Raw genomic sequence first — 26,002 nt, forward strand, 5'->3', positions numbered from 1 at the left:
ACCTCTTTATAAGGAAAGCCATGCTGTATCTGGTTCATATGATCGTCAACATTCCGTACACGATGCCCTCTGAGGAGGCGGCACGTATCAAAGCTGAAGAGAAAGCCTACGCACAGGAACTGCAGCGCAGCGGCAAATGGGTGCATCTGTGGCGCGTGGTGGGCGAATACGCCAACTACAGCGTTTTTGATGTGGCCAGCAATGACGAGCTGCACGACCTGCTCAGTCGCCTGCCGCTGTTCCCCTTCATGCAGATCACCGTGACGCCGCTCGCCAAGCATCCTTCGGCAATTGGCTGAGCTGCACGCGCACTGACAGTAGCCCCGGGGCTGCGTTCCCTACCCCCTGGAGTCTTGCCATGCCTGCCATCCGCGCACTGAACGCCATCACCACATTCGCCATTGCAGCGCTGGCTGCGAGCCTGCCCGCCATGGCGCAAACAGATCAGAACTGGCCTTCGCGCCCCATCAAGTGGGTGGTTCCGTTCCCACCTGGTGGGGCCATGGATGTCATTGCACGTACTCTGGGGGAAAGAGCATCCCGGGATTGGGGTCAGCCCGTGGTCATCGAAAACAAGCCGGGAGCGGGTGGCAATATCGGCGCGGATTACGCAGCCAAGCAACCCGCAGACGGCTATACGATCCTGATTACCTCCATTGGCATAGCCACCAACAAGGCGCTTTATCCTCGGCTGGGTTACGATCCGGTCAAGGACTTCGCACCAGTGAGTTTGTTGGCAGTGGTGCCTAACGTCCTGGTCGTCAACCCGGCGCGGATACCAGACCGCTCTGTCAAGGAACTTGTGGGGCGCGCACAGAAAGCCCCAGGCACATTGACTTACGCATCGGCGGGCAATGGAACGTCCATCCATCTGGCAGGAGAAATGTTCTCGGCTCTCTCCGGGGTACAAATTACACACATCCCTTACAAGGGCAGCGCGCCTGCCGTCACCGATATGCTGGGTGGTCAAGTAGATCTCATGTTCGACAGCATCACCTCCGCGCGGCCACATATCCAGTCCGGCAAACTGCGTCCCCTGGCAGTCACGACAACCAGACGCTCCGCCGCACTTCCCGATGTTCCGACCATGGCTGAAGCAGGCATTACAGGCTACGACGTGTCCCCATGGTTTGCTGTATTTGCGCGCGCCGGAACGCCAGCCCATGTGATTGCGCGCCTCAACAAAGGGTTGAACGAGGCCATGCAGCAACCGGAAACCTTGCGCAAGTTTGAAAGCATTGGCGCAGAGCCCATCGGATCAACGCCTCAGGAGCTATCCAGCCATCTGGGGAAAGAACTGGAACGCTGGGATGGGCTGATACGCCAACGCGGTGTGCGGGCTGACTAGGGCGTGTCATCAATCAGATCTGCTTGTGCGTTGGTGTTGCTACCCTTCAGGCCAGCCACACCATGGATGCCGCGAGATGGATGGCCCCAAGGAAGTTGCGGGCGGTCTTGTCGTATCGCGTGGCAATGGCCCGATACTGCTTCAGGCGTGCGAAGAAGTCCTCGATCAGATGCCGAGCCTTGTAGAGATCACGGTCATATTCGCGCGGCTGTTTATTGGTCACCCGGGAAGGAATGGCTACGGCCTTGCCCTTGGCCAGCAGCGGCTCAATGAGCCGGACCTGGGCATCGTAGGCCTTGTCGGCAATGACGGTCTGCGCCAGTGTGTCCTTTAGCAGGGCATCTGCTCCCTCCAGATCGTGGGCCTGCCCTGGCGTGACAAGAAAGCCTGTCGGGTTGCCCAGCGCATCGACCGTGGCATGAATCTTGGTGCTCAGGCCACCTCTGCTGCGCCCCAGGGCCTGTTTGTCTGGATCCCCCCTTTTGCGCCTGCGCTGTGCTGGTGGGCCCGAACGATGGTGGCATCGATCATGGCGTATTCGTTGTCCGCATCCTGCGCCAAGGCCTCGAACACACGTCTCCAAACTCCCCCACGGCTCCAGCGCGAGTGACGGGTGTGCACGACACGAAAGTCGCCGAAACGGGCAGGCAGATCCCGCCAAGGAATACCTGCACGGTAGCGGTACAGCATAGCATCCACGAACAGTCGATTGTCTTTTGCGGTGGCTCCGGGCTGCCCTGCCTGTCCCGGTAGCAGGTCTTTGATACGTTGCCACTGCCCATCACTGAGGGCATATCTTTTACTCATCGCACCTACTTGGCGCTGGGGCTGCAACTTTCAACTGCAGGGGGATTGATTGATGACACACCCTAAGAGCCATGCCTTTCAACGTCTTTGGCCCCTGCGTTCCCGTAAGCTCGCAGAGCCTATGGAAACAGGGAGACAGATCATCTGGCAGATTGTTGTTGAGAAGTATGAGCAGCAAGCACCGGCAGCAGTGATGACGCGCCTGGTGTTGGATCGAGCACTGCCAGCGCAGTGAATAGACGAGGTATTTGAGCAGCACCGGCAACGTCAATACCCGCGTGATCTGCTGTTCTCCAGCGTGGTGGAGTTGATGACGCTGGTCACGCTGGGGCTGAGGCCCTCGCTGCATGCGGCAGCGCGCAAGATGGCCGATCGCTTGCCGGTATCGCTGGCGGCGCTGTACGCCAAGGTCAAACGCACAGAGCCTGCTTTGCTGCGCGTATTGGTGCGGGGCAGCGCACAGCGCCTGGCGCCGGTTAGCGCGGGCCTGTGCTGCCAGCCAGCGACAAGCGCCTGGGGCCGCTGCGCTGCTTTCGCGGTGCGGCCTTGCCGGGCCACGCGCTGGTGGTCTATGACCCGGACAGCGCGCTGGTGTGCGACATCGTGGCGTGTGAGGATGCCTATCAAAGCGAGCGCATCGGTGCGGCACAACTCATCGAGAGTGCGCAGGCGGCTCAAGTCTGGATAGGAGACAGGCATTTCTGTACGCAGCCACTGCTGTGCGGGCTGCAGCAGCGCACAGCCGCCTGCATCGTGCGCGAACACACCAACCACCCCAGGCTGCGGGCCACCGGCTCCTGGGGGGAATACAGCGCCATCCCTACAGGCCGGGTACGCCAGCAGTCCATCGAACCGACAACAGAGGAAGGTGCGACAGCGCCAGGGTGGCGGCGCATCGAGATCGAGCTGGACGCCCCCACCGAGGCAGGTGACAGTACCATCGCCTTGTGGAGCAACCTGCCCGAGCACATTGATGCAGCCACCATCGCACAGTTGTACCGCAGGCGCTGGCGTATCGAAGGCATGCTCGGGAGGCTCGAATCGGTGCTGCACAGCGAAGTCAAGACGCTGGGCCACCCCAGGGCTGCGCTGCTGGGCTTTGCGGTGGCCGTGCTGGCCTACAACGTGCTGGCCTTGCTCAAGGAAGTGACACAGCGGGCGCACTGCGCAACGCACCCCGCACTGGATGTATCCACCTATCACCTGACAGTGGAGATTGCCAGCACCTACGAGGCCATGATGCTCACGCTGCCAGCCGAGCACCTGCCGCGTGCCGATGACGATCCTGGCAAAATGCTGCAGCGCTTGCTGCTGCTGGCCTGTCGGCTCAGCCCCAAACAGTTGGCCTCCAGCAAGCGTGCCCCCAGGTCCTCTGTGCCCAAAGGCTATGTGGACGCGCACGTCGCCAGATCACACGTCTCTACTGACCGCGTTCTCAAGGCTGTCGCTCAAAGACGTTGAAAGGCATGGCTCTTAGGTGTTGTGCGAAGTGCTGTTCGACCTTGCGCAGTGTTGGCTCATTCACGCCCCACTTGCCCACTCTCTAGAATAATTGCTTGCTCCGCTGCTAGCCAACTCTGCACCGCAAATGGTAGCGGCGTCATTTCGAATTGAATGCCGAGTCGGTTGTAGCTTTCAATGTTTGGAACCAGGCCTTTGCGTCCGACGGCCGCGCCTTTCATGTAACCAGCTGCGCAAAGGGTGCCGTCTTTGCGGAGAAACTCAAAGCGCATGAAGTTCCAGTTTTCATTAGCTGCTGCAAGCGAAAAGCGCAGGCGATAGAGTTGACCCGGCTGAAGGCTCTTGCGGTAGGTGATCACCGCCCCTCCGCTCATTGGACGCCAGCCTGCTTTCAGCATAACTTGGGCGAAACCGCTGCGGACAAAATACTCCACTAGCATCAAGTCGATAATGGTCAGGTAGCGGCCATTGTTCATGTGACCATTGATGTCTAGATCACCTGGCCAGACACGCAGGTTGCGCTCAATCAGTGCGCCCGGTTGAATAGTGGGTAAGCGCCAAGCGCGCAGTACTGCCCAGATTAAACGAAGCCATAGATTCATCAGTGATTCTTGAGGATAGTTGAAGACGAGGAATTTAGTTCATTTCCGAACGATCTACAGGAAAATGCCATCAGCACACTCATCCACATTTCCTGACGATGCCGCAATACGCAGTTGGCTTTCGGTGGTCCGTGCGTACCATCTTTGCAGTGAACTATTTGGCACTCGACTCGCTGAGGTGGGGGTCAAGACATCCGAGCATGAAATTCTTATCAATCTGCAGCGTCAGCCGGGCATTAATCAGCAGGCCCTGGCAGCACGCTGCTTCACAGCCAAAAGTCACGTGAGCGCGTTGCTCAACGATATGGCGGCAAAAGGTTGGATTGGTCGGCACGCCGACATGTCAGACGGAAGGGTTAAGCGTCTGACACTCACTGCTGCTGGCTCAGAGATGGCTGCGCGAACTGCGCACATCCAAGCCGAGGTGGTCACCTTGATGGCAAAGGATTTAGCGCACTCCGAGCTTTTGCTCATAGCACGGTCCATGACAAACGTTTGCGTGAGGCTTGAAGCTGCTCTTGGCGTTCCTAAGGAAAAACATTGACCATGCAATTGCGCCAGCTTGACCTAAATCTGCTCAAGGCGTTTGACGCACTGATGGATGAGCGTAATGTGACCCGAGCGGCGGAGCGGTTGGCGGTGACGCAACCGGCCGTCAGTGCGACCCTGAATCGCCTGCGCGAAGCCTTGGGCGATCCTCTGTTTGTGCGTACCCAGCGGGGGATCACGCCCACTGAACGGGCGCTGGCGCTTTCTGCTCCCATTAAGCGCATCCTGGCGGATATAGAGGCGGTACTGCAACCACAGGCTTTTGATCCAGGGACTGCCAAGTTCACCGTAACGGTGTCGGCTACCGACTATGCACTGCGGGCTGTGGTCATGCCCTTTATCGCGGAGCTTCGCCCGCTTGCTCCCAATGTACGTGTAGCCGTGATTCAAGCGCATGGACCAGAGTTGCTGGATCGCATGGAGCGCGGTGAGCTAGACCTGGCCCTGATCACGCCTCAGATGGCGCCACCCGATGTGCATGTCCGCCCGCTGTTTGATGAACGCTATGTTTGTGTGCTGCGTGAGGGCCACCCAGCGGCCGCGCAGGATGCCCTGACGCTCGACACCTTTTGCGAGTTGGACCACGGGATTGTCTCGCTGCAAGGGGGCGGCTTTTCTGGGCCAACCGATGATGCGCTGGCCCGGCTTGGACTGCAGCGGCAAGTCAAGGTGTCCGTACCCAGCTTTGGCATGCTGCTGGATCTGGTCCGCAGTACCAATCTGGCTGCGCTCGTCCCAGAGCGCTTACTGGTGGGTGTCACGGGGCTGACGGTCCGTGTCCCTCCCCTTGATGTTGCGGGCTTTACCAAGGTGTTGGCTTGGCATGCACGCACCCACGCCGACCTGCGTCAGCGCTGGGTGCGTGACCTCCTGATACGCACCTGTAGCCTGCCTACCCCTCAGTCCGGCATCTGAGGCTACGCCGACGCACTTTGTTGGGGGACATTCTCGTACAGCCTTGCAGCAGCGGTCATGTTGTCTTGCCCCATTCCGGCGTGGATAGCTAACTTGAAGACCTCACGAGCTGCTGCTGCCGTGGGTAGTCGATCAATACCTCCAGCGGCGTTGACTACATAGTCAAAGTCCTTCGCCATCAGTTCGATAGGGAACTGAGGACTGAACTCAGCGCGGAGCATGGAGCCAGATAAGTAATAGTCCACTGGTGCCCAGACAGGAGTTGCTGCTACTGCTTGCAATACGGCTTCTGGCTCCGCGCCCTGAGCACGCAGCATGCCTATCAGTTCTGCTAGTGCCGTAACATGTACCCCGAGTAAGGTATTTGTCACCAGCTTGGCGAGAGCCCCGTGGCCTACTGGGCCGACGTGACAGGCAGCTGCCCCCATGGTTTTGAGCAGAGGTTCAGCACGCGCAAACGTAGCTTCATCGCCTCCTACTAAGTAGACCAGCTGACCTGCCTCAGCGGCTGGTCTAGAACCCGATACAGGCGCATCCAAGAAAGGTACGCCTCCAGCGGCGCAGGCATTCGCCAATTGACGAACCGTTGGCAGAGATAGCGTTGAACTGTCAATGGCAATGGTCCCCGGTACCATGCTTAACAACGCCCCATGGTCCTTGTCACACCATGCGTAGAGGGATGCTTGATCATCTCGTACCATCGCAATGACAGCGTCCGCCCCATCGGCAGCTTCACGTGGTGTGAGAGCCTGTCGCGCTCCTAAAGCAACCAACGCCTCGGCCGCTGCTGGACTGCGGTTCCAAACCGTCACCGTGTATCCCGCTTGAAGCAAGCGTTGAGCCATACGGCTACCCATTGCTCCAAGACCAAGTAGGGTAACTCGCTGAATCATGATTGCTTCGCCTGCCGCGCAGCCTGAACCAGACCATTCAACCAGTCCTGATGACCATTGATCATCGGATTCGGTTGAGCCTTGGCGAGGTCCTGAGCAGGTTTTCCGCACTGTGTCTCCTGGGTCAAGATTCGCAGGCGTCCAGCGGAGAGTTCCTCGATCAGCCAAGCGTGGTGCACATCGAGTCGGTCATCTGTACCTTCCTCTCCAGCCCAGCCATGCCAAGCAACGCGGGCAGGCTGACCTTTGACCGGTGGAACATGCTCTACCACTTGTGCTTCTACGGGGAAGCCGAAGGTGGAGAAGTAGAAACGAACACCCTGTGTCAACTCCGGCCCCTTTCCGTCATAGAAACGAATGTCCGCAGAGTTGGCGTAGTAGGTCGGCCAGCGGCTGGGGATGTTCAGGAAGGGCCAAACTTCATCTACGGTGAGACCGGTGACGATCACCTCGTTGGAGCAGTAGTTGTCTGTGAAACCGGGTACATAGCCAGCAGGCCAGAGGATGTCGCTCATTTTCAGTGCCTTTGCAGTCAAAAAGTAGGTAATGGCAAATGCCAAGCCTCTATGTTGCAGATGGCAAAGAAATAAGTGAACTCATGATTTTTGATTGCCTGTATCAATCAAAATGATTTCATGTCGTGGGCCTCCGATGTTTCGAGCGTGTTGCAGAAGGTGAAGTACTGCAAAGCTACGCCCGATTCTTGGACATTGGTGTTGTTGCGATATATCGTAGATGTATCTCAACTATCTCTATTTCACGATGATTCTGAGCAGGCATTTTTCCCTTGGCTTATCTGGCCGTAACAGCGGTGCCATGTTCACTGGCCTGGGTCAACGCCAAACACTGAGGGGCATGGCTAATGGTCTGCCAGGAGACAGAAGTCATCGCTCGGTTGGGGGCTTTGGCCGTCATGGAGGTGGTGGCGGTGGCGGTGCGCGACGGGGCCCTCGCATGTTTGGGCACGGGGCTCTCAAGCTCATCGCCTTGAGCCTCCTAGCCGAACGCCCCAGCTATGGCTATGAACTGATTAAACACATCGAGGTGTTAGTGGGGGGGGATTACAGCCCTAGCCCTGGCGTGATCTATCCGACACTGACATATCTGGTGGACATGGGTTGGGCCACCGTACATGACGGTGAAGGCGGTCGCAAGCAATACACGATCACGTCTGCTGGCCTGGCGCAGCTGGAGCAGCAAGGCTCCGAATTAATGGATCTAAAGGAGCAGCTGCAAATGGGTAAGGCGTACATGGAGGCCCGTCGCTCGCCTGATGTTGAGCGAGCTATGGGTAATCTCAAAGCAGTCTTGCATCAACGATTGGGAGAGGGAGGCATCAATGCTGAACTCGCCAGGCGCATCGCAACTGCCATTGACGCAACTGCATTGGCTATACAGCAGCTGGATATCTGATCATTGAACACTATGGTTACCGCATCACCCTGGTGCCACCTTCAAGCAGACTTGCTGGTGCGATAGCTTGCCGCGGGCAGACGCGAATTCTCTTTCGGCTGGTCTGGAACGCTCAGCCAGGCGAAGTTGCAACACTACGCGCACCCGCTCCTTACCGATCTTGATTTTCATTTCAAGGCATTCATGCAAAAACTTAAGCAAAGTTCTATCGCGCAGGAGAACGCCCCATGAACCGTCGCGATTTCAACCTTACGCTGCTGACTGGTGTGGCCGCCAGCGCGGCAGGCTCAGCGCTGGCTGGCAGTGCCCCTGATGATGCTTTGCGTCCGGATTTGACGCGTTACATCACGCAGGATGTCAGCGTTGGCGGGAAAATCATTCGGGTCAGAGCCTTCGAGGGGTTGCCGACTGTGGCTAAGGCGGTCGAGCCTGCCTACCAGGCGCTTAATTTGTATATCCCTGAGGCCTACTTTCAAGGTGGCAGCGTTGGCGGCTTCAATGCGCGCACCGCGCCGATCTTCCTACCCAATGGGGTGGGAGGCTATATGCCTGCCAAGCCGGGAACTCTGGTCAATCGCATGCCTGGGCCGCCTGGCCAAGCTGATACACCAAGCGCCAGTGCCGTGGCCTTGGCACGTGGGTTCGTGGTCGCATCTCCAGGTGCACGAGGCCGCACCCTGCAGGCGGTCGATGGAAGTTGGACAGGCAAGGCACCCGCCGCCATCGTGGACCTGAAGGCCGCAGTGCGCTGGCTGCGCCACAATGCAGACCGTTTGCCTGGCAATGTGGATCGAATTATCTCCAATGGCACCAGCGCTGGTGGCGCGCTGTCTGCTCTTTTAGGTGCTAGTGGCAACCACCCGGACTATGAGGCTGATCTGCGTGTACTCGGCGCGGCGTCAGCCTCGGATGACATATTTGCTGTCTCTGCCTTCTGTCCCATTACCAACTTGGCTCATGCGGATGATGCCTATGAGTGGCAGTTTGAAGGTCAACGAGAGTTCCGCAACATCGCCATCTCCATGCTGGATTTCCGGGTCCAGCGAAAAGAGGTTATTGGACAACTAAATGAAGACCAGGTGGCTCTATCCGCAGAGATGCGTCGTGCCTTTGTAGCCTATGTCAACACACTGGGCCTGAAGGCGCCGGACGGCACCCCTCTAACGTTGGAGCCTAATGGTCGGGGTCACCTGCGTGACCACATTGCTGCGTTGCTACAGTCCTCCGCTCAGCAGGCCTTGAGTGAAGGGCGAAACCTGTCTGACGTCGCTTGGTTGCGCGTTCAGGGTGACCGTGTGCAGTCGGTGGACTTCAGCGCTTACGCTCGGGCTGTGGGCCGCATGAAGGCACAGCCAGCATTCGACGGATTCTCGTTGGAGACAGGCGAGAACCAACTCTTTGGTGACGCCCGCATCGACAAGCGCCACTTCACTGCGTTCTCTTTGCGTCACTCGACCGTGACGGGTGCCACCCTGGCTGATGCCTTCACGGTGAAGTCCATGGACGCGATGCAGCAGCTGCTGGATGCTAGCTCCAAAGTCTCCTCGCACTGGCGAATCCGCCATGGCAGCGTGGACCGCGATACATCGTTGGCGGTACCCACCCTGCTGGCGGCGGCTGCCCGGCAGCGTGGCGCCGCCGTTGATCTGGCTCTGCCCTGGGGGCGGCCTCACAGTGGCGACTATGAGTTGGACTCCCTGTTTAACTGGGCCGAGGCGGCCGTTCGCGATTCCGCATAAAACATATTTCCATCACGATGCGATCACCCAATCGACTTCTGCACCGTGCCACATTGGCGTCTGTATCTGAATTAACGAAATGGCTCTCCATGGCCTGTCTGGCGGTAGCGCTGTGCTCAAACAGCCACGCTGCATCAGCTAGTCCCAGCATGAACAGCAGCTCACTGCTGCGTGCCGTAGTACTCAACATGGGTAGAGACGCAAACCGTATCACTGATACCCGCTACGACAGCTATTTCCGACAGGGATCGGCTGTCGCCTGCGTTGCGGCTGTGATCGCAGCGGGTAAGTTCAGCATTAACGGCCTGCCGATCCCAGCAAATGAAGCCCAATTCCGACAACTCACGCCTGACGGCTACAAGGTGAATCAGGTGAGTTGGCTGCACTACGACGCCGCTGCGGGGCATTGGAAGGGTGGCTTTCAGGGGCAGAAGACTGCCGCTAGCTATGACGCAGCTGCTATGGCAGTCGCTACCGGAATCGTGGCTGGATTGGAAGTGCGCCTGTACGACACTGATGGCGATGAGTTTGCTGACACCATCGAGGCCGACTATAAGGAGGGGGTTCAGGTGCAGGAGGTCATCCGCTTCCCAGACGGCTCGGTAAGTGTGCGTCGCGGTGACATCGGCACCACCCAGCGTACGGCGGAGGAGGGGAGGGTCTTTGATGGCTCGCGCTTCACGACAACCTCCGGTGAACGCATTTCCATAGCTCATTTCGACACAAAGATTTCCCCGGGCGATGTGGCATTGTTCTGGTGGGGGCCCAATGGGTGGGCCATGCAGAGAGCCCGAGAGGTCAAAGGGAGGTTTGTTAATGGCCAGGACCACGAGTCGTACACCATTGATAACGAGGTCTATCAGGATGCGATGCGTTTTTCTCGGGACAACCTGTTGATTTCCAACCGCCCTGGTGAATTCGTGAATGCGCAGAAGTTCTTCGGTCTCAACGGTAACGTCGAAGGTCTCAAGGTGAGTCTCTGGCTGGTGCCCACCACTGATCCATCGGCATCTGGTGCCCCCGTTGGGATGACCAGCGGCTCCAATGCCAGCAGCTTCTTGTCTCTAGCCTTGGTGCAGGCGCGTCGGTGGCTGTCGGATGTGTTACCCAGTACAGAGGGCACAGATGTATTGGCCACGCGACGTTGGGTACCCCCTACGCTGTATGAGCAACTCAGCAAAGCCATTTTGCGCGCTCAGATGGCCTTGGACTCAGCGGACAGCAGCGATAGCGCGCTCGACTACCAGGTCTATCTCCTGTACTTGACACTCAACGGCAGTGCTGAAGACATTGGAGCGAAGTTCGGTGGCTATCGTTATGCAGGATTTGTACGAGCGATACAGAGCGGAAAACTACGCTCCACCGTGCCTTGACTGCGATTGTGGCCTGGGATCTCGTGCAGAAGTTAGCCTGGGTTTGATGTCGCGTACCGAGGCTCTTTTTCAGAGTTCGCTAGTTTTCCACTGCAAGCTTGTAAGGTGGTAGGTCTTACCAAACCACATTCTTGAGTATGTAGAGTTGGTGCCGACGTGTGACCACATCGCCTGGCAGGGGGTTGTGTGCCCCAGTGTGGAGCGATAGCGCCAAGATTTCTTGAACTGAACATCAATGAGCTGGTATCAGTCTTATTGATGTAACGAATAAATCAATGCAATTGGATTTATTCCAATAATCTGCCGACACATCTCAGGTGTGTAGCAGTGTACGCACCTGTCTGGCAACAGCTAGAACTGCCGAGATGAACGTAGCGAACTCAGGGGTCTATTCATGACCATGAATTTCATCGTATGGCCTGAGAGCTATATCCCCAGCTTCACCGAGAACTTCGCTTCGAAATCATCGACGCTGGCCTGAGTTCCGCCTTGGTGTTGCTGGCATATGTTGACACTGCCAGGTCCTCTTTCCCCGTTGATTTTTCCCTATGTCTGCACTGTTCAATCCATTCCAACTGAAAGACATCACTGTCCGCAACCGCATTGCAATCCCTCCAATGTGCCAATACCAAGCCCATGAGGGGTATGTGAATGAATGGCATCAGGCGCATTACGCAGGGTTGGCACGGGGAGGCGCCGGCTTGGTGATCGTGGAAGCCACGGCGGTGTCCCCTGAAGGTCGCATCACTCCCGGTTGCGCTGGTTTGTGGGAGGATGGGCAGATTGAGGGTTTTGCTCGTATTGCGGCGACTATCAAGGCTGCTGGTGCAGTCCCAGGCATTCAAATCGCCCACGCTGGGCGTAAGGCCAGTGCGAATAGGCCTTGGGAGGGCGACGATCACTTACCTGCTGATGATCGTCACGGCTGGCGCACCTTGGCGCCCTCGGCACTGGCTTTCGGTGGCGGCTTATCCAAAGTCCCTCAGGCAATGACGCTGAATGACATTGAACGGGTCCAGAAAGACTTCGTGGCCGCAGCCAAGCGCGCACTAGCCGCAGGTTTCCAGTGGCTGGAGCTGCACTTTGCGCATGGGTACTTGGCACAGAGTTTCTTTTCCCCCTTGGCTAACCAGCGCACCGATTTATACGGTGGTAGCGCAGAGAATCGAGGTCGTTTTCTGCTAGAGACCATGAAGGCTGTGCGAGAGGTGTGGCCTCAGCATCTGCCGCTAACTGCTCGCTTTGGCGTGGTGGAGTACGACGGCGGCGATGAGCAGTTCTACCCCGAGGCCGTGGCGCTCGTTCGCCAAATGCGCGATGCTGGACTTGACCTTATTGACGCCAGCATAGGCTTCTCTACCACTCAGGGCAAAACGCCATGGGGTCCCGGTTTCTTTGTCCCGGTAGCGAGCCGTGTCAAGCAAGATGTTCAGATGCCGGTTGCTGCGAGCTGGTGTCTAGACGACCCCCATATGGCGGAGCAGGCTGTTGCACAAGGGCACTTGGATCTTGTACTTATCGGACGCGCTCACCTTGCTAACCCACACTATCCTTATCAACTGGCGATTGAACTGGGACTGCCTCAGCCCGCAAGTGTTCTGCCAGCGTCCTACGGTTATTGGCTAGAGCGCTACCGTGGGCCAGGCAAGGGTGCCGCACAGTGAGCGGCGATCGGATGCCAGTTGGTGAGCTGCAGCCTCCCGAAGAGGCACCGTTACAGGGGCGACGTCTGCAATTTGTGGCGTGGCTCGTAACGGGAGCATTGTTTATGGAGGTGCTAGACGGCAACATCATTGCTACGGCCTTGCCGCAGATGGCTCAGTCATTCGGGATTGATGTCCTCAACCTGAACGTGGCCATGAGCGCCTACTTATTAGCGCTGGGCATTTGTATCCCGGTCAGTGGATGGATTGCTGACCGCTTTGGACCGCGTAGAGTGTTCGCAGGTGCTATCGCTGGTTTCACTGTGACGTCGCTCGCTTGCGGGCTTGTAGAGCACCTGCCCACCTTCGTCGCAGCACGCGTGTTGCAAGGTGCCAGTGGCGCATTGATGGTACCGGTAGGGCGACTTTTGGTTTTGCGCCATACTCCGGCCAAGGGGCGTATGGCCGCAATGTCCAACCTCGTTTGGCCAGCCCTAGTGGCACCTGTGATTGCTCCCCCCTTGGGGGGCTTCATCGCGACTCACGCCAGTTGGCACTGGATTTTTTTCCTCAATGTCCCTTTGGGCGTGTTAGCTTTTGCCTTAGCGTTGCGCCTCATTCCAAGCGTTGTCCCAGAGTCCGGGTACAAGCGTTTTGACTGGCTTGGCTTCAGTCTGAGCAGTACTGGCATCTTCGCATTGCTGACTGGACTGGAACGCTTGGCGATCGCCCCTACTCTGGCGGAGGTACTCTGGCTGGCAGTAGGTTTAGGTTTGCTGGCACTAGCAGTGCATCACTTCCGTCTGACCTCTTCGCCTATGCTGAACCTTGAACCAATGGGTATTCCGACGTTCCGAGTAGCTGTGATGGGTGGCTCTGTGTCGCGCATGGCTATCAGCAGTCTGCCGTTTGTTCTGCCGCTAATGTTTCAGATTGGTTTTGGTTTTGATGCGTTTCGCGCGGGACTGCAATTGCTCGTGGTGTTTGTTGGCAATGTTGGTATGAAAACCGTGACTACGCCTATTCTGCGGCGCTTTGGTTATCGACGGGTCATATTGGTGAATGGCATCTTTGCTGCTCTCTGTCTAGCGGCTTGCGCTCTTATCGACCTAAATTCATCGTCTGGCGTTGTTGTTTCGATCTTGTTGCTCAGCGGTATGACCCGATCTATGCAGTTCACTAGTTTGGGTACGATTGCATTTGCAGATGTACCTCAAAGGCAGATGGCTGACGCGAACAGTCTGTTCAACGTGGTTTCCCAGTTGAGTATGGCCGCTGGCATCACCTTAACGTCCTTGGGGGTGCGCGTTGGGGAGTGGCTGGTCAGTCTGCGGCTATCGCTTGATCCCGCAGCGCCTTACAAGGTGGCACTGATGCTGGGTGCTTTGATGACTTTAATCAGCCTTGTCGATGCATGGCATCTACCTAAGGGGGCAGGAGATCACTTCATTGATCGCCGTTGACTCACAGGTGAATCGCCCCGGTTTTTGAGGAGGCTCAACACTCTGAGAGGATTGAGCCATGAAGAAGACAACCAAGTTCTCGCCTGAAGTGCGTGAGCGCGCAGTGAGGATGGTGCAGGAGCAGCGCGGGGAATACCCATCGCTGTGGGCCGCCATCGAATCCATCGCCCCAAAGATTGGCTGTGTACCCCAGACCCTGAACGAATGGGTCAAACGTGCCGAAGTGGATGCTGGCACGCGAAAAGGTGTCACAACAGCCGAAGCCCAGCGGGTCAAGGAGCTGGAGCGCGAGGTCAAGGAGCTGCGCCGTGCCAACGAGATATTGAAGCTGGCCAGCGCGTTTTTCGCCCAGGCGGAGCTCGACCGCCGACTCAAGTCTTGAAGGCTTTTATCGACCAGCAGCGCAATGCTTTCGGGGTCGAGTCGCTCTGCAAGGTCTTGCAGGTCGCCCCATCGGCGTATTGGCGCCACGCCGCGCTGGTGCGCGAGCCTCACAAGCGCTGCACCAGAGCCAAGCGCGACGAGGTACTGATGCCGCAGATTCAACGCGTTTGGCAGGCCAACATGCAGGTCTACGGCGCCGACAAGGTGTGGAGGCAACTGGCCCGCGAAGGCGTGACGGTGGCCCGCTGTACGGTCGAGCGTCTGATGCGCAGCATGGGACTGCGCGGCGTGATGCGCGGCAAGGCCGTCAGAACCACCGTCAGTGATAGCAAAGCGAGTCAATCGTCAGTTCAAGGCGGATAGGCCAAATCAGCTATGGGTCTCGGACTGCACCTACGTGTCAACCTGGCAGGGCTGGCTATACGTAGCCTTCGTAATTGACGTGTTTGCCCGCCGTATCGTGGGTTGGCGGGTGAGCAGTTCAATGCGCACGGACTTTGTTCTCGACGCCCTGGAGCAAGCCCTATATGCCCGTCAGCCATCAGCGCGATGGCAGTTTGGTTTGTCACTCTGATAGAGGCTCGAAATACGTCAGCATTCGCTACATAGAGCGACTGGCGGAAGCTGGTATCGAGCCTTCGGTGGGCAGCAAGGGCGACAGCTACCACAACGCCCTAGCCGAGACCATCAACTGTCTGTACAAGGCCGAACTGATTCACCGCCGTGCTCTATGGAAAACCAAAGAATCAGTCGATTTCGCCAAGCTGGAGTGGGTATCGTGGTTCAACCACCATCGCCTGCTTGAGCCCATCGGGTACATCCAGCCTGCTGAGGTTGAGGCAAACTACTATCGGTAACTCGCCAATCAGGCCACTGTGGCAGTGGGCTGACTTAAACCAAACAGCCTCCGCGGAACACGGGGCGATTCAGGCTTTTCCTTACAGCTGCTGTTGCTCAGCACACTTGCAACTCGCAAGAGGGGTGGTCTCGATCGCTGAGGCATACCTTGTACAAAGGACGCGTTGAAAGTCATTAGAGCATTTCATAATTAAGACCCGCCCCGACTGCTTGAGACGCCCACCTGTCGTCATGGATAAATTTTTTCTGCAGCAACAGGTACTGCATAGGTTGGTAGAAGACCTGCAGCAAGCCGAGCAGGCAGTTAGGGTGGCCCACGAAACGGTGACTCACGAAGAGAACATTGCCGAAAACAAATACGACACATTGGGACTCGAAGCCGCTTACCTTGCCACTGGCCAAGCTTGGCGCGCTGCCATCCGCCAAGCGATGGTCCATTGGCGCCAATGCCGTTCGCGCCCTCACGATGCCAGCAAAGGTATACAGCTCGGTGCGTTGGTCTGCCTGGTCGATTCTGACGACAAGCAGCACGAGATCTTCCTTGACCCAGATGGGGGCAGCATGAAGTCGGTCAGCGGCGTTCAGGTCATTAGCAGCGAAGCACCTTTGGGGAAAGCCATGCTGGGCAAGTATGAGGGGGATGAGGTGGCGATACAGGTCGGAGCACCGCCCCCGCAGCAGTATGAGGTGCTGCGGGTTTATTGATGCGGGCGGTTGTTTCCAGATGCAGGCTTGTTCACGGCAGGAGCTAGGCCCTTTGACCTGCAATCCGGGTTTGCCGCTGAGACTATTTCGCGAACGACCCCGCCGTGTCGCGCTGCCGAAGTTGGGCAGATGAGGGTTGTGCCGGTGAGGTTACGACTTCTAAAAGCGATCACGGTTGCGCGTGCCAATCGCAACGCAAGCATTGGTGGTCGAGACGCTTTTTGGAAAGGGGCTTCAAAGCAAATAGGCAGATTGGGCCAATCGGCAGTACACACAGTTGCCTTTGACGGCCAGTGCCATTGCCAGTGCCCAGCCTCAGACTATCTCGCCCCCGGTGGAACATATTGAGGGGTCGAGTCTTCCCAGATGCTGTCTGTGATCTGGCGCTTGCCGCTTCCGTCTGCGTTCATCACGAACAGTTGACCGTAGGGTTGGAACGTTTGGTCGTAGTGGCAGGCCTCGTCGCGGTAGCCAGCCTGACCGCTGTTGTAGAGAATCTGCGTGCCATCGGGTGTCCACACAGGGTGGCCGTCGCTGGCCGGGTGGTCGGTCAGGCGGCGCAGATCCGATCCATCAGGGCGTACGGTGTAAAGGTCGAAGTTGGACCAGATGCTGTTGGGGTTGCGTACCCCGCGGTTAAAGAGGATGCGGCTGCCATCTGGGGACCAGATGGGCATATTGTCATAGCCACTGGTGATGCGCCGAATTTGGCGTGATTCCAGGTTCAGCACTGCTAGTCCGCCCAGCGATGCGCTGTTGGGATCCTGGTTGGCAATCCGAAACACCACCTCCTTGCCATCGGCCGAGTAACTGGGAAAGCCTGCGTTAAAGATACTGTCATCGGTCAGTTGCTCCAGTCCAGAGCCATCGGACTTGACCCGCATCAGCTTGGCACGGCCTTTCCCGCGCTGTGTGAACCACTCGCCAACGCCAAAGACGATCCACTCACCGTCGGGTGACCAGACCGGGAAGAAGGCGCCCGCCAAGCCCCGTTTGACCAGCGTGGGGTCTAGACGGCTTTGCTTGGTGACGTCATAAACGCGCCGCCGTTCACTGCCATCGGCGCGCATCACGTCTATGGAACCGTCCTCGTGCTTGGCCGTCAGCACCATCCAACCGCTTTGAGAGAAGGCGGGCCACACATCGGTGTAGCGGTACTCGCGGCTGGCATCCCAGCTGTACAGCGCCTGATTTTGCTTCCAGCCACGCCAGGTGAATTTCTCATAGAGGACTTGCTTGCCGTCTGGCGACCAGCAGGGTGTGCGCAGGCCTGCGATCTTTACCGCGGCCTTGGCGGGTGCCGTGGAATAGAGTCCATCCTCGGGGCCCCCTTTGCGGCGGTAGACGATTTCCCCGCTGTCCAGGTACTGGGGGCTGATTTTGAAGCCGGGGCCTTTCGTGTGTTCCTGGCGCTCTCCGGTGGCTACGTCCACAGATACGATCTGAGAGTCGATTTGCAGCAGCAGATCAGGGCGCAGCACCCAATAGGTGTATTCAGCCAGGGTTTCATAGAAAACGATGCGCTTGCCATCCGGGGACCATTTGGGTGAGCCTTGGCAATGGTCTTTACGGCCACTGACCTTGCGAAACCCAGTACCGTCAGGCCGGATCACGTAGATGCTCAGTTCCTGGGTGTGCTCCCAACCGGCGCCGTTGTGGTGGCCCTTCCATTCGGTATCACGGTCCGATGAGAAGGCCAGCCATTGCCCGTCTGGAGACCAGCTCGGGCGGAAAAAACCGTTGGGGGAATCGGCGCGACCTTGCACCCCGCTCACCCCGGTGAGGTTCTTCAGTGTGCGATCCTTCAGGTTCAGTACCCATATGTTGGCGAGCATGCCTTCGCGCGTGCTGACAAAGGCGACTTTGCTCCCATCCGGCGACAGCGCAGCCGCATCTTCCACGGCAGAATCATTGGTGAGGCGTTCTACCTGTGTGCCATCGGTGCGGGCACGGTAGAGGTTCGAGTTGCCCAGGCCGTCTCGCTCGGATGTGAAAACCACCCAAGCACCGTCTGCTGAAAATGAGGCGTTGTAGTCCAGTGAACCACTGTCGATCAGCTTGCGCTCATTGGAGCCATCTGCATTGGCGATGAAAATCTGTGAAGCCGATGGCCCGATACGGTTCAACAACAGGGGGCCTGGGGTCGGCGTTTCCGACTGTGCCGAGAGCGGATAGTGCGCCACAGTCAATGCAGCCATTGAAGCGACGCCGCCTAAAAAATTTCTTCGATCCACGATGGTTTGTCTCCTGTAAAAATTGTTTGTCAAACTGAAATATTGATCCGGCATGAGTCCACTTGAGCCGTTCATGCTGAGCTTGAAAAAGCGAAGTGCAGGGCTTCGACAAAATCAGCCCGGACGGATTTTTCAAGTTCAAAGACGCCGACCCCATAACGGGCACGCTCAGTTCACGAACAAGACGCTCACAGGCGCAGGTACATCGAGCGTGACCCCCGTGTCTGACAGCCGCCCAGACGTCTTGTCTATCCGATGCAGGCTCAGGCGTTGGCTGCGGTGGTGTGCTACCAGCATCCACTGGCCCGATGGGTGGATGTCGAATGCCCAGGGCACGTCGCCCCCACTGGGGTGGCGCTGCACCAGCTCCAGCTCGCCCGAGTCGGCATCTGCCCGGTAAACCAGAATCTGGTTCTCTCCTCTGTTGCCTGCATAGACGAACCGACCATCGCGGCTGGGGGCCAGCTCGGATGCACTTTTGACACCCTCAAACCCAGGCGTGGTGAGAGGCAAGGTCTGCACCGCTTCCAAACTGCCGAGAGTAGAGTCCCACCGCAGGGCCGTGATCTCAGCGCTTAACTCACTGAGCACGTACACCATATGCCCCGTGGCGCTGAACACGGCGCGGCGTGGGCCGCTGCCCGCTGGGGCCTGGTAGGCGCGTTGCACGTTCGGCCAGTCCGCCGCCAAGCTGCGGGTTGAGCGATTGAAGCCATAGACAAATACCCTGTCGGCGCCCATGTCTGCGACGAGCGCATGGCGCCCTGTGCGGTCCACGGCGATGCCATGCGCATGGGGGCTGGCCTGGCGCCGATGTGGGCCGGAGCCATAGGCCTGGATGGAGCTCACGAGGACACCCGGCCGACCATCGGTATGCAGAGTCAGACTCGATGTCGAGCCAGTGCCGAAGTTCGCTGCCAAAAGGGTCATGGACGGCGCGTCCAGCCACAGATGGGTGGTACCCGCGCCTCCCGCACTGGCGTCCCCCATTGGATTGAGCCCACCTGTGTGTTCTGCAATGGCATAGGCGAACACGCGTCCGTCCGTCTGGGCGCCTTCTGCTGCCACGTAGAGCACCGGGAGTTGAGGGTGCTTCAGGAGCCAGCGGGGCTTCTTGGCGTCTGCGGTTTGTCCAAGCCCTGTCAGCGTGCCAGCACACGCGTCAAATCGAAAAGTCCAAATGCCGGAACCGTCCGTCCCAACATACGCCAGTTCTGCAGGGTTGCAGGGGGGCGGTGTGCTTGCCCCGGCAGTGTCGAGACACCATAGCAACGCCAAACCCAGGCCTAGGCGGCCGCATGCGCTTACATCGAACATGCCAGACAGTCTCCTGTGATTTTTTATCGTCACTGATCCACTGAATCCTTGAAATTGGCGGTGCGCCGGGGCTGCAGCAGGATGCACGGCAAAGCGCTGGCTGCAGCCAAGGCTGGCCGCCTTGCCAGACCTTCAGGCACCGCTGATTTCAAAGATTCCGTGGACTAGGCATCTATGGCCCAGCCATCTAGGCAGGATAGGGGAGCTGTCGCTGAAGGTACTTACACGAAAGACAGATTCACTGGTACTTTCAGCATGAGTGGTCTTGAGATTGGTCAAGACACAACGGGGAGAAGGCGCTGCAGAGAAAGGGCCGCTCAGTGGGACGTGCCCATCAGGGGCCAGGCCGAGCCTGTTCGCGCGCAGCCGCTCGAAATTGGCTGGGTGACTGGCCTACTTCTTTGCGAAAGAAACGGGTGAAATAGGCGGTATCCATGAAGCCCAACCCATAAGCGATTTGCTCGATCGACATGTCGCCAAAAATGAGGTTGCGCTTGGCTTCTGTGATGAGTCGCGCATGGATCATTTTGGTGGGGCTCATCCCTGTCGCCGCCACGCAAGCGGCTCGCAACTGCGTTGGTGAGACCGCCATCTTGGATGCGTAATTCTGGAGACGCAGATTTTCACGAAAATGCTGATGCACCAATTCGCGGAAACGATCTGCCAGGCGGATGGCCTGGCGTGTTGCACCTTCTCGGTCAATCTGCTCCATCCGTATGCCCCGCACAAGGGTCAGCAGCACAGCGGTGAGCAGTGCCTCAGTGCCCGCCACATGGCCGATCATGCGGGCGCGAATCTCTCTCTCCAAACGCCGGATCAAGTGATAGAACTCGTTCGGCGCTTCGGGATTGTGTGACAGGGTGATCACCCGGGGTTCAGACCACAGCTGGATAAATTCCGGCAGCTTGCTGTTGATCTGGGCAAGGTAGGTTTCTTCCATGGTGATGACCCAGCGATCGACATCGATCTCGTAGTCTAGGCCGTGCACGCAGTCGTGCGGAAGAAGCAGCGCACATGGCGCCTCGAACGGCACACTGATGCCTTCGAGATTGAGCAGGCCTCGACCATTGCGGACATAGATCACCTGTCCGTACGATGGGTGAGCGTGCGGCGCAGTTTTGCGTCTTCCACCTTCGGTCACATGGCCTACGTTGACCAGCCAGGGAGATTGCAGAGCCCCTGGCTTTTCGACATACAGCCGCACCTGCGGCACTGGGGCTGATGTGGGGAAGTGTGTCTCTGCGTAGATGGGGCGAGTCAAGGCCAGTACAGACATGGTCGCGCTGAAATCCAAATGAGTAGCATTCATGATGCGCCGAGGACACAGCACTCGCTATAGGAACATTCCCGCATGAAGGGGCTGCACTGTCAGTCCCTTGCTCCTTCTCACATCTCGCACCTCAGATCCCCAGGCCTCTGGCAGCAAATGGGTGCACTACGCAAAGTGAGACATTTGCAGTTATCGTGCAATGGCCCCTGCTACAGCGGTTCCCAAATGGTTTTGTGCATAGGTCCAGAAGCCTGTTCCGTTGTACCCCGTGTCAAACGGTGCTCCACGTTTGTAGTCATCGCCTTTGCCAAAGTACCGGTTCTCCAGCCAGCTGTTCCGGTCACCGGTACGACCGCCGTAGGCCTGTGCCAGCCGGTACAGGGCGCCCTCCACCTGTGCAGGGCTTGCAGCGGGGTTGTCCAGAATGGCCTGTGCGTCGGCTACAGCGCGGCTGAAGGTGTCCCGGTAATGGGTGGTCACCCATGGCTGCCCCGAGGCCACATCAGACCCCGTTCCTGTGGCTGACACTTGAACCTTGGTCAGTGCCTCGCGTGACTTCAACAGGGCTGATGTGAGTGACGCACGGGCCGATGTCCCCCTGGACAATGCGACTGTGACACCCGGAGTGCTTTGCCATGCCTGCACATTCACACTGTTCTCGCCCATCCAGGCCATCGCCTGAAACGGCTGGCTGGGGCGATTCCACGGCTCCGAGTACTGCAGGGTGAGACGGGAATCTGTCATGTCCACACCGTTGAGTTTGCGGGTGTAGCTCAATGCGCCGTTGATGTTGCTCTCGGTCACGGTTGCCACAGAAGGGATCGGGGTAGCCCGTTTGAGATGCCATCCGCTGGCATCTTTCCAATAGATAACTGCATCTTGACTTTGGGGGGCTCCCTCCACAGACGCATTGGGAAAGTTGATGCTGGACGGGTTGGGTTTGTCGGTGCTGTTGTCACCCTTTTCTACAGTCGTCAGGGTGGTAAACGAAGCACCTTTGGTGATGGTATCAGCCAGTGCGACATCCATCACATCGACGGAAAGTGCGGTCACTTTTCCGTCTACTTTTTTGAGTGTGTATTCAATTCCACGCAGCATCGTTGTGTGGTTCACGAAGCCAACGACTGCATCTTCGTAAGGTTTGTTGGCGCCTTTAAACAGCACATGAACATCCCAAGACCAGGTGCCGTCCGGGTTTTTCCATAGGCCTCGACCATCGTTGATGTCGAGCTTGTTGCCAGTGGCCGGCGGTATCTGCGTGCCATTGATCTTCACTTGCCCGTTTGCAATCAGGTCTGCGACACCTTTGGCTGCGTTACCTCCTGAAAACAGGGGGTCGAACGCGCTATCCGTGATGCCTTTCACTCCATCGGCTGCTACCTTTACGTTCTCTTCAATGGGAGCGTCAGAGCCTCCACAGGCTTCCAAGGAAGCGGCAGTTACCAAAGTCATCACACCCATCAACCAGCCTTTTGAAAATAATTGGAATCTCATTTTGTCTCCTCTTGGTGTTGTCTTGGGATGTCCTGCATAACCCCCCGCGGTCCGCTGCGTTGCTTTTTGGACCAATAGGCGCTTTATTGGCTGCAGAAAGACGCCAGGTGGTTCATTCCGATCCGACGCGCAGACTTTGTCGGTCCGATCGGCGTAGAGGATCCTGAGCCCTATCGGGGTGAAAGCATTTCTCGGTGAGTCATCGGTTACCCCAGTGTCCCTGTGACGTCGTCGAACAACTCGTCCACACTGAGGCGATGGGGAATGATCTTTTGGTCCAGCGCCCAGTCGATGGCCAGTTGAAGGCCCTTGCGGTTGGCCTCCAGACCGAAGGGCGGGAACACCGCAGGAACTCCTTCGGCCAGCGCACGGCTTTCGACCACCATGCGGTAAAGCTCGCGCACGATGTCTGGGCGTTTTTTGGACAAATCGGAGTGCACCACGAACATGTGATTGATGGGCACGATACCCATGCGTTCGTACCAGGTTCTGGCTGCAGCATGCGCATCTGGCACCAAGGTGCGGACTCGGGTGTCCTTGGGCATGTCCTCTCCGAGCAGTGCCGCTGTGAGCTGTCCCGCCATCATCATGTCCGGTATTGATGAGCCTGAAGGTAGGCGTTGGCAGTTTTCTGGGTCTTTGTATTCGGCCAAATGTCCATCGCCGAGGGTCATCCAAGTGACCTTGTCGAGATCAACGCCACACTCGTGGCGCAGTACGCCTCGAATCCATAAAGCAGTGGTTTGTGTGTAGGTGCGCACGCCGACCTTTTTGCCCTCAATGTCTTTGGGGCGTAAGTCGCCAAACTCGATATTGAAACCGGCACAGTGGTGTTGAAAGCGGCCTGAAATGGGCGCTGGCAACATGACATAGGGCTTGCCATATGCCTTGGCCTGTAAAAAGGTGACGATGGCAAGTTCGCCTGCGTCGAATTTGCTTTCACGCACCATGGCCTTGAATCCATTGTGTGCGGGTGTCGGCCCACAAAAGTCCAGGTTCACAATGTTGGATGTCACGCGGCCATCCTTCATGGCTTTGGTCACCGCATAGTCGGCTAGGTTGGTGCGCAGAGTGGGGGTGTCGATTGCTATCGTCATGGTTTGTCTCTGAGTTGTTGTGGAGGTTTTCAAAGCCTGACCTCGATCAGGCAAGGTCCAGGCTCGAGGGTTGAGCGAACCATGGCTTGATGGAATCCCTCGGCGGTATCGACGGCGACTGCTGGAACGCCCATGCTTTTGGCCATCGCCAGCCAGTCGATGCGCGGGCGGTCGATATCGATCATGGAAAGTGCCCGGGCACCTGGTGTGCCCGCTCCCATGTTGGCGTACTCTGCTTTGAGGATGGCGTAGCTGTTGTTCGCGAAAATAATGGTCGTGACGTTCAGCTCCTCACGCGCCTGTGTCCACAGTGACTGAATGGTGTACATGGCGCTGCCGTCGCCCACCATGCAGAACACCCGGCGATCGGGGCATGCCAGTGCAGCCCCAGTGGCCACCGGTGTGGCATACCCGATAGATCCCCCCATGTTGTTGATCAAATCGTGCGGTCGAGCGCCCATCGTCAGTCCCATGGACTCCCGGCCAGTGGTCAGTGACTCGTCAACAAGGATGCAGTCCTCAGGCAACGCAGCCGCCAATGCATGTGCCACGCTGGTGGGGTGGAGTGCTCCCGTAGGTACCGGGGTCTCCACCTGCGCTTGTCGCAGCGGTTGGGTAGCTGTCGCTTCCAGGGCGTCCAGCAGCATGTCTAATGCCAGCTCGCTGTCCTCATCTGCCTCTACCAAAGCGTGAACCGAGGTGCCTTCCGCCTTCAGTAGGCTGGGCCTGTCTGGATAGGCGAAAAAAGCCACGGGTTCCGTGGTTTCCAGTGTGATGAGATGTTTGAATCCCTTGAGAAAGGCCTGTGCCTGAGACACGGCATAGGGGATCCGCTCGATCGGTACCCGCCCCGCCCCGCGCTCTATGCGGGCCGTGAAAAACTGCGAGGCTAAACGTGCCCCTGTGGCTGCTGCTACTTGTCCGGCCCGAAGCAAGGCGGTGCCGCGGGTAGCTGTATTCGCCAGAATGAGCAGTGCAGTTTCTCCAGAGCGCAGTACCTTTGCCACGTGCTCTATGCGCGCTGCGTTCGGCGCCTTGCGCTGCGGCGTTGCGATCTTTGGCTTCATCGGCGTTCCCGCCTCTTGCCATGAGGTATCGCCAGGAAGTATCAGCGTAGCGATTTGGCCTGGATGTTCCGATGCCTTATTGACCGCTTGTGTCGCGTCCCAGGCGATGGCGGATGCCGAGTCGGCGCGACGCACCCAGTGACTCAATGGCCTTGCCAAGCCTTCAATGTCGGAGGTCAGCGGAGGGTCGTATTTGAGGTGTGAGGTCGAGTGCTCGCCGATGACATTGACCATCCCTGACGACGCGCGTTTGGCATTGTGGATATTGGCCAGGCCATTGGCCAGGCCCGGCCCCAGATGCAGCAGGGTGGATGCAGGTGTTCCCTTCATCCGGTACCAACCATCGGCAGCACCCGTGGCAACCCCCTCGAACAAGCACAGCACGCTGCGCATCTTCGGGTTTTCCAGCGCCGCCAAGAAGTGCATTTCCGACGTACCAGGATTGGCAAAACAGATATCGACGCCCTGGTCCACCAGGGTCGAAACGAGGCTTTCGGCGCCGTTCATGGCATCAATACGAAGTGGCGGCCTGTTGGGCCAGGCCTACGACGCCGTAACTCTTTGTTGGTGCGGCCATCAGGAAGCGATAGCCTTCATCAAGCAACTTCTTGTGGTTCTTGGCCGTCACATGCGGGTTACCGACGACCACCTTATGCTTGTGGCAGGTCTCGACGATGCGGCGCATAGCGTCCTGCACCTCGGGGTGCTCGTACTGGCGCGGATAACCCAGGGCCTGGCTGAGATCGCCTTCTCCAATGAGAACAAAGCCGACGCCTGGCACATTGCACAGGATGTCGTCAAGATTTTCGACGGCCTCGGGGCTCTCGCACATCAAGCCCACGAGGAGTTCGCCCTCTGGCGCCAGGGGCCAGACGTCGGCTTTCTGGTAGTAGTCGGCCATGGACAGGCCCCAGTAGCGCGAAGCGTTGGCCGGGCCGTCACCGCGAACGCCCTTGGGTTCGTACAGTGGTGCGCCCTTGGGGCGTGCATAACGGCAAGAGGCCACCGCGTTGTATGCCTGCTCGACGGTGGACACATGCGGCCAGATGACGCCATAACAACCACGGTCCAGAACCTGTTTGGCAAAGCTCTGGTTCATCTCCACGCCGTTGGCAGGTATGCGGGCCAGCGGCGTCACTCTGGGGGCGACCGATCCGCTGTCGGCGATCTGCTTGCGGTTGAGCATGTACTGCAATGCGTCGCCCAAGGCTGATACGTCGTAGGGGTTGTGCTCCATCTCGTAGACGATGCCGTCATAGGGAGAGTCCGCGAACTCGGCAGCGCTGAGCTTGTCTAGCTTGGAGAACGCCGTGAAGGCGGGTTTGCCGGCCTCGAAGGCCTTGATGATGCTGTTCAGTCGTTGTGTCATT

The 26,002-nt window shown here is 58.0% G+C and carries 21 protein-coding genes, 2 pseudogenes and 1 other annotated feature; of the genes and pseudogenes, 12 read left to right on the plus strand and 11 right to left on the minus strand.

Features of this window, described 5'->3' with window-relative positions; translation table 11 throughout:
* Positions 1 to 20 precede the first annotated feature (20 nt).
* Both catC and AACH87_RS22305 read left to right on the plus strand, forming a co-directional pair.
* Positions 21 to 299 carry a muconolactone Delta-isomerase gene (gene catC / locus AACH87_RS22300; RefSeq protein WP_338799311.1) on the plus strand — a complete coding sequence of 93 codons (279 nt, stop codon included), beginning with the start codon at positions 21 to 23 and terminating at the stop codon, positions 297 to 299.
* A gap of 59 nt (positions 300 to 358) precedes the next feature.
* Positions 359 to 1,348, plus strand: a complete 990-nt coding sequence (locus AACH87_RS22305; RefSeq protein ID WP_338799312.1) for a tripartite tricarboxylate transporter substrate binding protein — start codon at positions 359 to 361, stop codon at positions 1,346 to 1,348.
* A gap of 46 nt (positions 1,349 to 1,394) precedes the next feature.
* Here the strand turns inward: AACH87_RS22305 and AACH87_RS22310 are convergent.
* Positions 1,395 to 2,155, minus strand: a protein-coding gene (locus AACH87_RS22310; protein ID WP_338799313.1) for an IS5 family transposase whose coding sequence is annotated in 2 segments (ribosomal slippage) — positions 1,395 to 1,814 and positions 1,817 to 2,155 — 759 coding nt in all. Because the reading frame shifts where the segments join, the coding sequence is not laid out codon by codon here.
* Between the two features lie 235 nt (positions 2,156 to 2,390).
* Here AACH87_RS22310 and AACH87_RS22315 point away from each other — a divergent pair.
* Positions 2,391 to 3,616 (plus strand): annotated as a pseudogene (locus AACH87_RS22315) (transposase).
* 56 nt (positions 3,617 to 3,672) lie between these two features.
* Here AACH87_RS22315 and AACH87_RS22320 read toward each other — a convergent pair.
* Positions 3,673 to 4,218 (minus strand): thioesterase family protein, encoded by a 546-nt coding sequence (locus AACH87_RS22320; RefSeq protein ID WP_338799314.1) that lies wholly within the window; start codon positions 4,216 to 4,218, stop codon positions 3,673 to 3,675.
* Positions 4,219 to 4,396: 178 nt separating this feature from the next.
* Here AACH87_RS22320 and AACH87_RS22325 point away from each other — a divergent pair, with 178 nt between their 5' ends.
* A complete protein-coding gene (locus AACH87_RS22325; protein WP_338799315.1) occupies positions 4,397 to 4,762 on the plus strand; it encodes a MarR family winged helix-turn-helix transcriptional regulator in 366 nt (121 codons plus the stop codon).
* A 2-nt stretch (positions 4,763 to 4,764) separates the two neighbouring features.
* Positions 4,765 to 5,682 (plus strand): LysR family transcriptional regulator, encoded by a 918-nt coding sequence (locus AACH87_RS22330; protein WP_338799316.1) that lies wholly within the window; start codon positions 4,765 to 4,767, stop codon positions 5,680 to 5,682.
* Between the two features lie 2 nt (positions 5,683 to 5,684).
* On the opposite strand, the gene AACH87_RS22335 is transcribed toward AACH87_RS22330, so the two are convergent.
* Entirely contained in the window at positions 5,685 to 6,575 is an 891-nt protein-coding gene (locus AACH87_RS22335) for an NAD(P)-dependent oxidoreductase (protein WP_338799318.1), read from the minus strand.
* Positions 6,572 to 7,090, minus strand: a complete 519-nt coding sequence (locus tag AACH87_RS22340) for an SRPBCC domain-containing protein (protein ID WP_338799359.1) — start codon at positions 7,088 to 7,090, stop codon at positions 6,572 to 6,574. Before AACH87_RS22340 ends, AACH87_RS22335 begins: the two co-directional genes overlap by 4 nt.
* A gap of 472 nt (positions 7,091 to 7,562) precedes the next feature.
* On the opposite strand from AACH87_RS22340, the gene AACH87_RS22345 reads away from it, so the two are divergent.
* From AACH87_RS22345 to AACH87_RS22375, 7 genes and pseudogenes are all read left to right on the plus strand, one after another.
* Positions 7,563 to 7,988 (plus strand): PadR family transcriptional regulator, encoded by a 426-nt coding sequence (locus AACH87_RS22345; protein ID WP_338799319.1) that lies wholly within the window; start codon positions 7,563 to 7,565, stop codon positions 7,986 to 7,988.
* 227 nt (positions 7,989 to 8,215) lie between these two features.
* Positions 8,216 to 9,727 (plus strand): subtype B tannase, encoded by a 1,512-nt coding sequence (locus AACH87_RS22350; RefSeq protein WP_338799320.1) that lies wholly within the window; start codon positions 8,216 to 8,218, stop codon positions 9,725 to 9,727.
* Between the two features lie 149 nt (positions 9,728 to 9,876).
* Positions 9,877 to 11,100, plus strand: coding sequence for a hypothetical protein (locus tag AACH87_RS22355; RefSeq protein WP_338799321.1), 1,224 nt, complete (start codon positions 9,877 to 9,879; stop codon positions 11,098 to 11,100).
* A gap of 548 nt (positions 11,101 to 11,648) precedes the next feature.
* Positions 11,649 to 12,764, plus strand: coding sequence for an NADH:flavin oxidoreductase/NADH oxidase (locus AACH87_RS22360; RefSeq protein WP_338799322.1), 1,116 nt, complete (start codon positions 11,649 to 11,651; stop codon positions 12,762 to 12,764).
* Between the two features lie 104 nt (positions 12,765 to 12,868).
* Entirely contained in the window at positions 12,869 to 14,206 is a 1,338-nt protein-coding gene (locus tag AACH87_RS22365; protein WP_338799323.1) for an MFS transporter, read from the plus strand.
* A gap of 58 nt (positions 14,207 to 14,264) precedes the next feature.
* Positions 14,265 to 15,447, plus strand: a pseudogene (locus tag AACH87_RS22370) (IS3 family transposase).
* Positions 14,543 to 14,659, plus strand: a sequence feature (AL1L pseudoknot). (Overlaps the previous pseudogene by 117 nt.)
* Before the next feature lie 232 nt (positions 15,448 to 15,679).
* A complete protein-coding gene (locus AACH87_RS22375; RefSeq protein WP_338799324.1) occupies positions 15,680 to 16,153 on the plus strand; it encodes a GreA/GreB family elongation factor in 474 nt (157 codons plus the stop codon).
* A 320-nt stretch (positions 16,154 to 16,473) separates the two neighbouring features.
* Here AACH87_RS22375 and AACH87_RS22380 read toward each other — a convergent pair whose 3' ends face one another.
* From AACH87_RS22380 to AACH87_RS22410, 7 genes are all read right to left on the minus strand, one after another.
* Entirely contained in the window at positions 16,474 to 18,351 is a 1,878-nt protein-coding gene (locus AACH87_RS22380) for a hypothetical protein (RefSeq protein ID WP_338799325.1), read from the minus strand.
* A gap of 204 nt (positions 18,352 to 18,555) precedes the next feature.
* Positions 18,556 to 19,704, minus strand: a complete 1,149-nt coding sequence (locus tag AACH87_RS22385) for a lactonase family protein (RefSeq protein WP_338799326.1) — start codon at positions 19,702 to 19,704, stop codon at positions 18,556 to 18,558.
* Positions 19,705 to 20,038: 334 nt separating this feature from the next.
* On the minus strand, positions 20,039 to 21,013 hold the full coding sequence (locus AACH87_RS22390) for a helix-turn-helix domain-containing protein (RefSeq protein ID WP_338799327.1): 975 nt from the start codon (positions 21,011 to 21,013) through the stop codon (positions 20,039 to 20,041).
* Between the two features lie 150 nt (positions 21,014 to 21,163).
* Complete coding sequence (locus AACH87_RS22395; protein WP_338799329.1) at positions 21,164 to 22,543, minus strand: hypothetical protein; 1,380 nt, start codon at positions 22,541 to 22,543, stop codon at positions 21,164 to 21,166.
* A 131-nt stretch (positions 22,544 to 22,674) separates the two neighbouring features.
* Positions 22,675 to 23,565 (minus strand): phosphate ABC transporter substrate-binding protein, encoded by an 891-nt coding sequence (locus AACH87_RS22400; RefSeq protein ID WP_338799331.1) that lies wholly within the window; start codon positions 23,563 to 23,565, stop codon positions 22,675 to 22,677.
* 29 nt (positions 23,566 to 23,594) lie between these two features.
* Entirely contained in the window at positions 23,595 to 25,139 is a 1,545-nt protein-coding gene (locus AACH87_RS22405) for an acetolactate synthase large subunit (protein ID WP_338799332.1), read from the minus strand.
* A gap of 4 nt (positions 25,140 to 25,143) precedes the next feature.
* Complete coding sequence (locus AACH87_RS22410; RefSeq protein WP_338799333.1) at positions 25,144 to 26,001, minus strand: aldolase/citrate lyase family protein; 858 nt, start codon at positions 25,999 to 26,001, stop codon at positions 25,144 to 25,146.
* Between the last annotated feature and the right edge of the window lies 1 nt (position 26,002).

Source organism: Acidovorax sp. DW039 (assembly GCF_037101375.1).
Classification (GTDB): domain Bacteria; phylum Pseudomonadota; class Gammaproteobacteria; order Burkholderiales; family Burkholderiaceae_C; genus Acidovorax.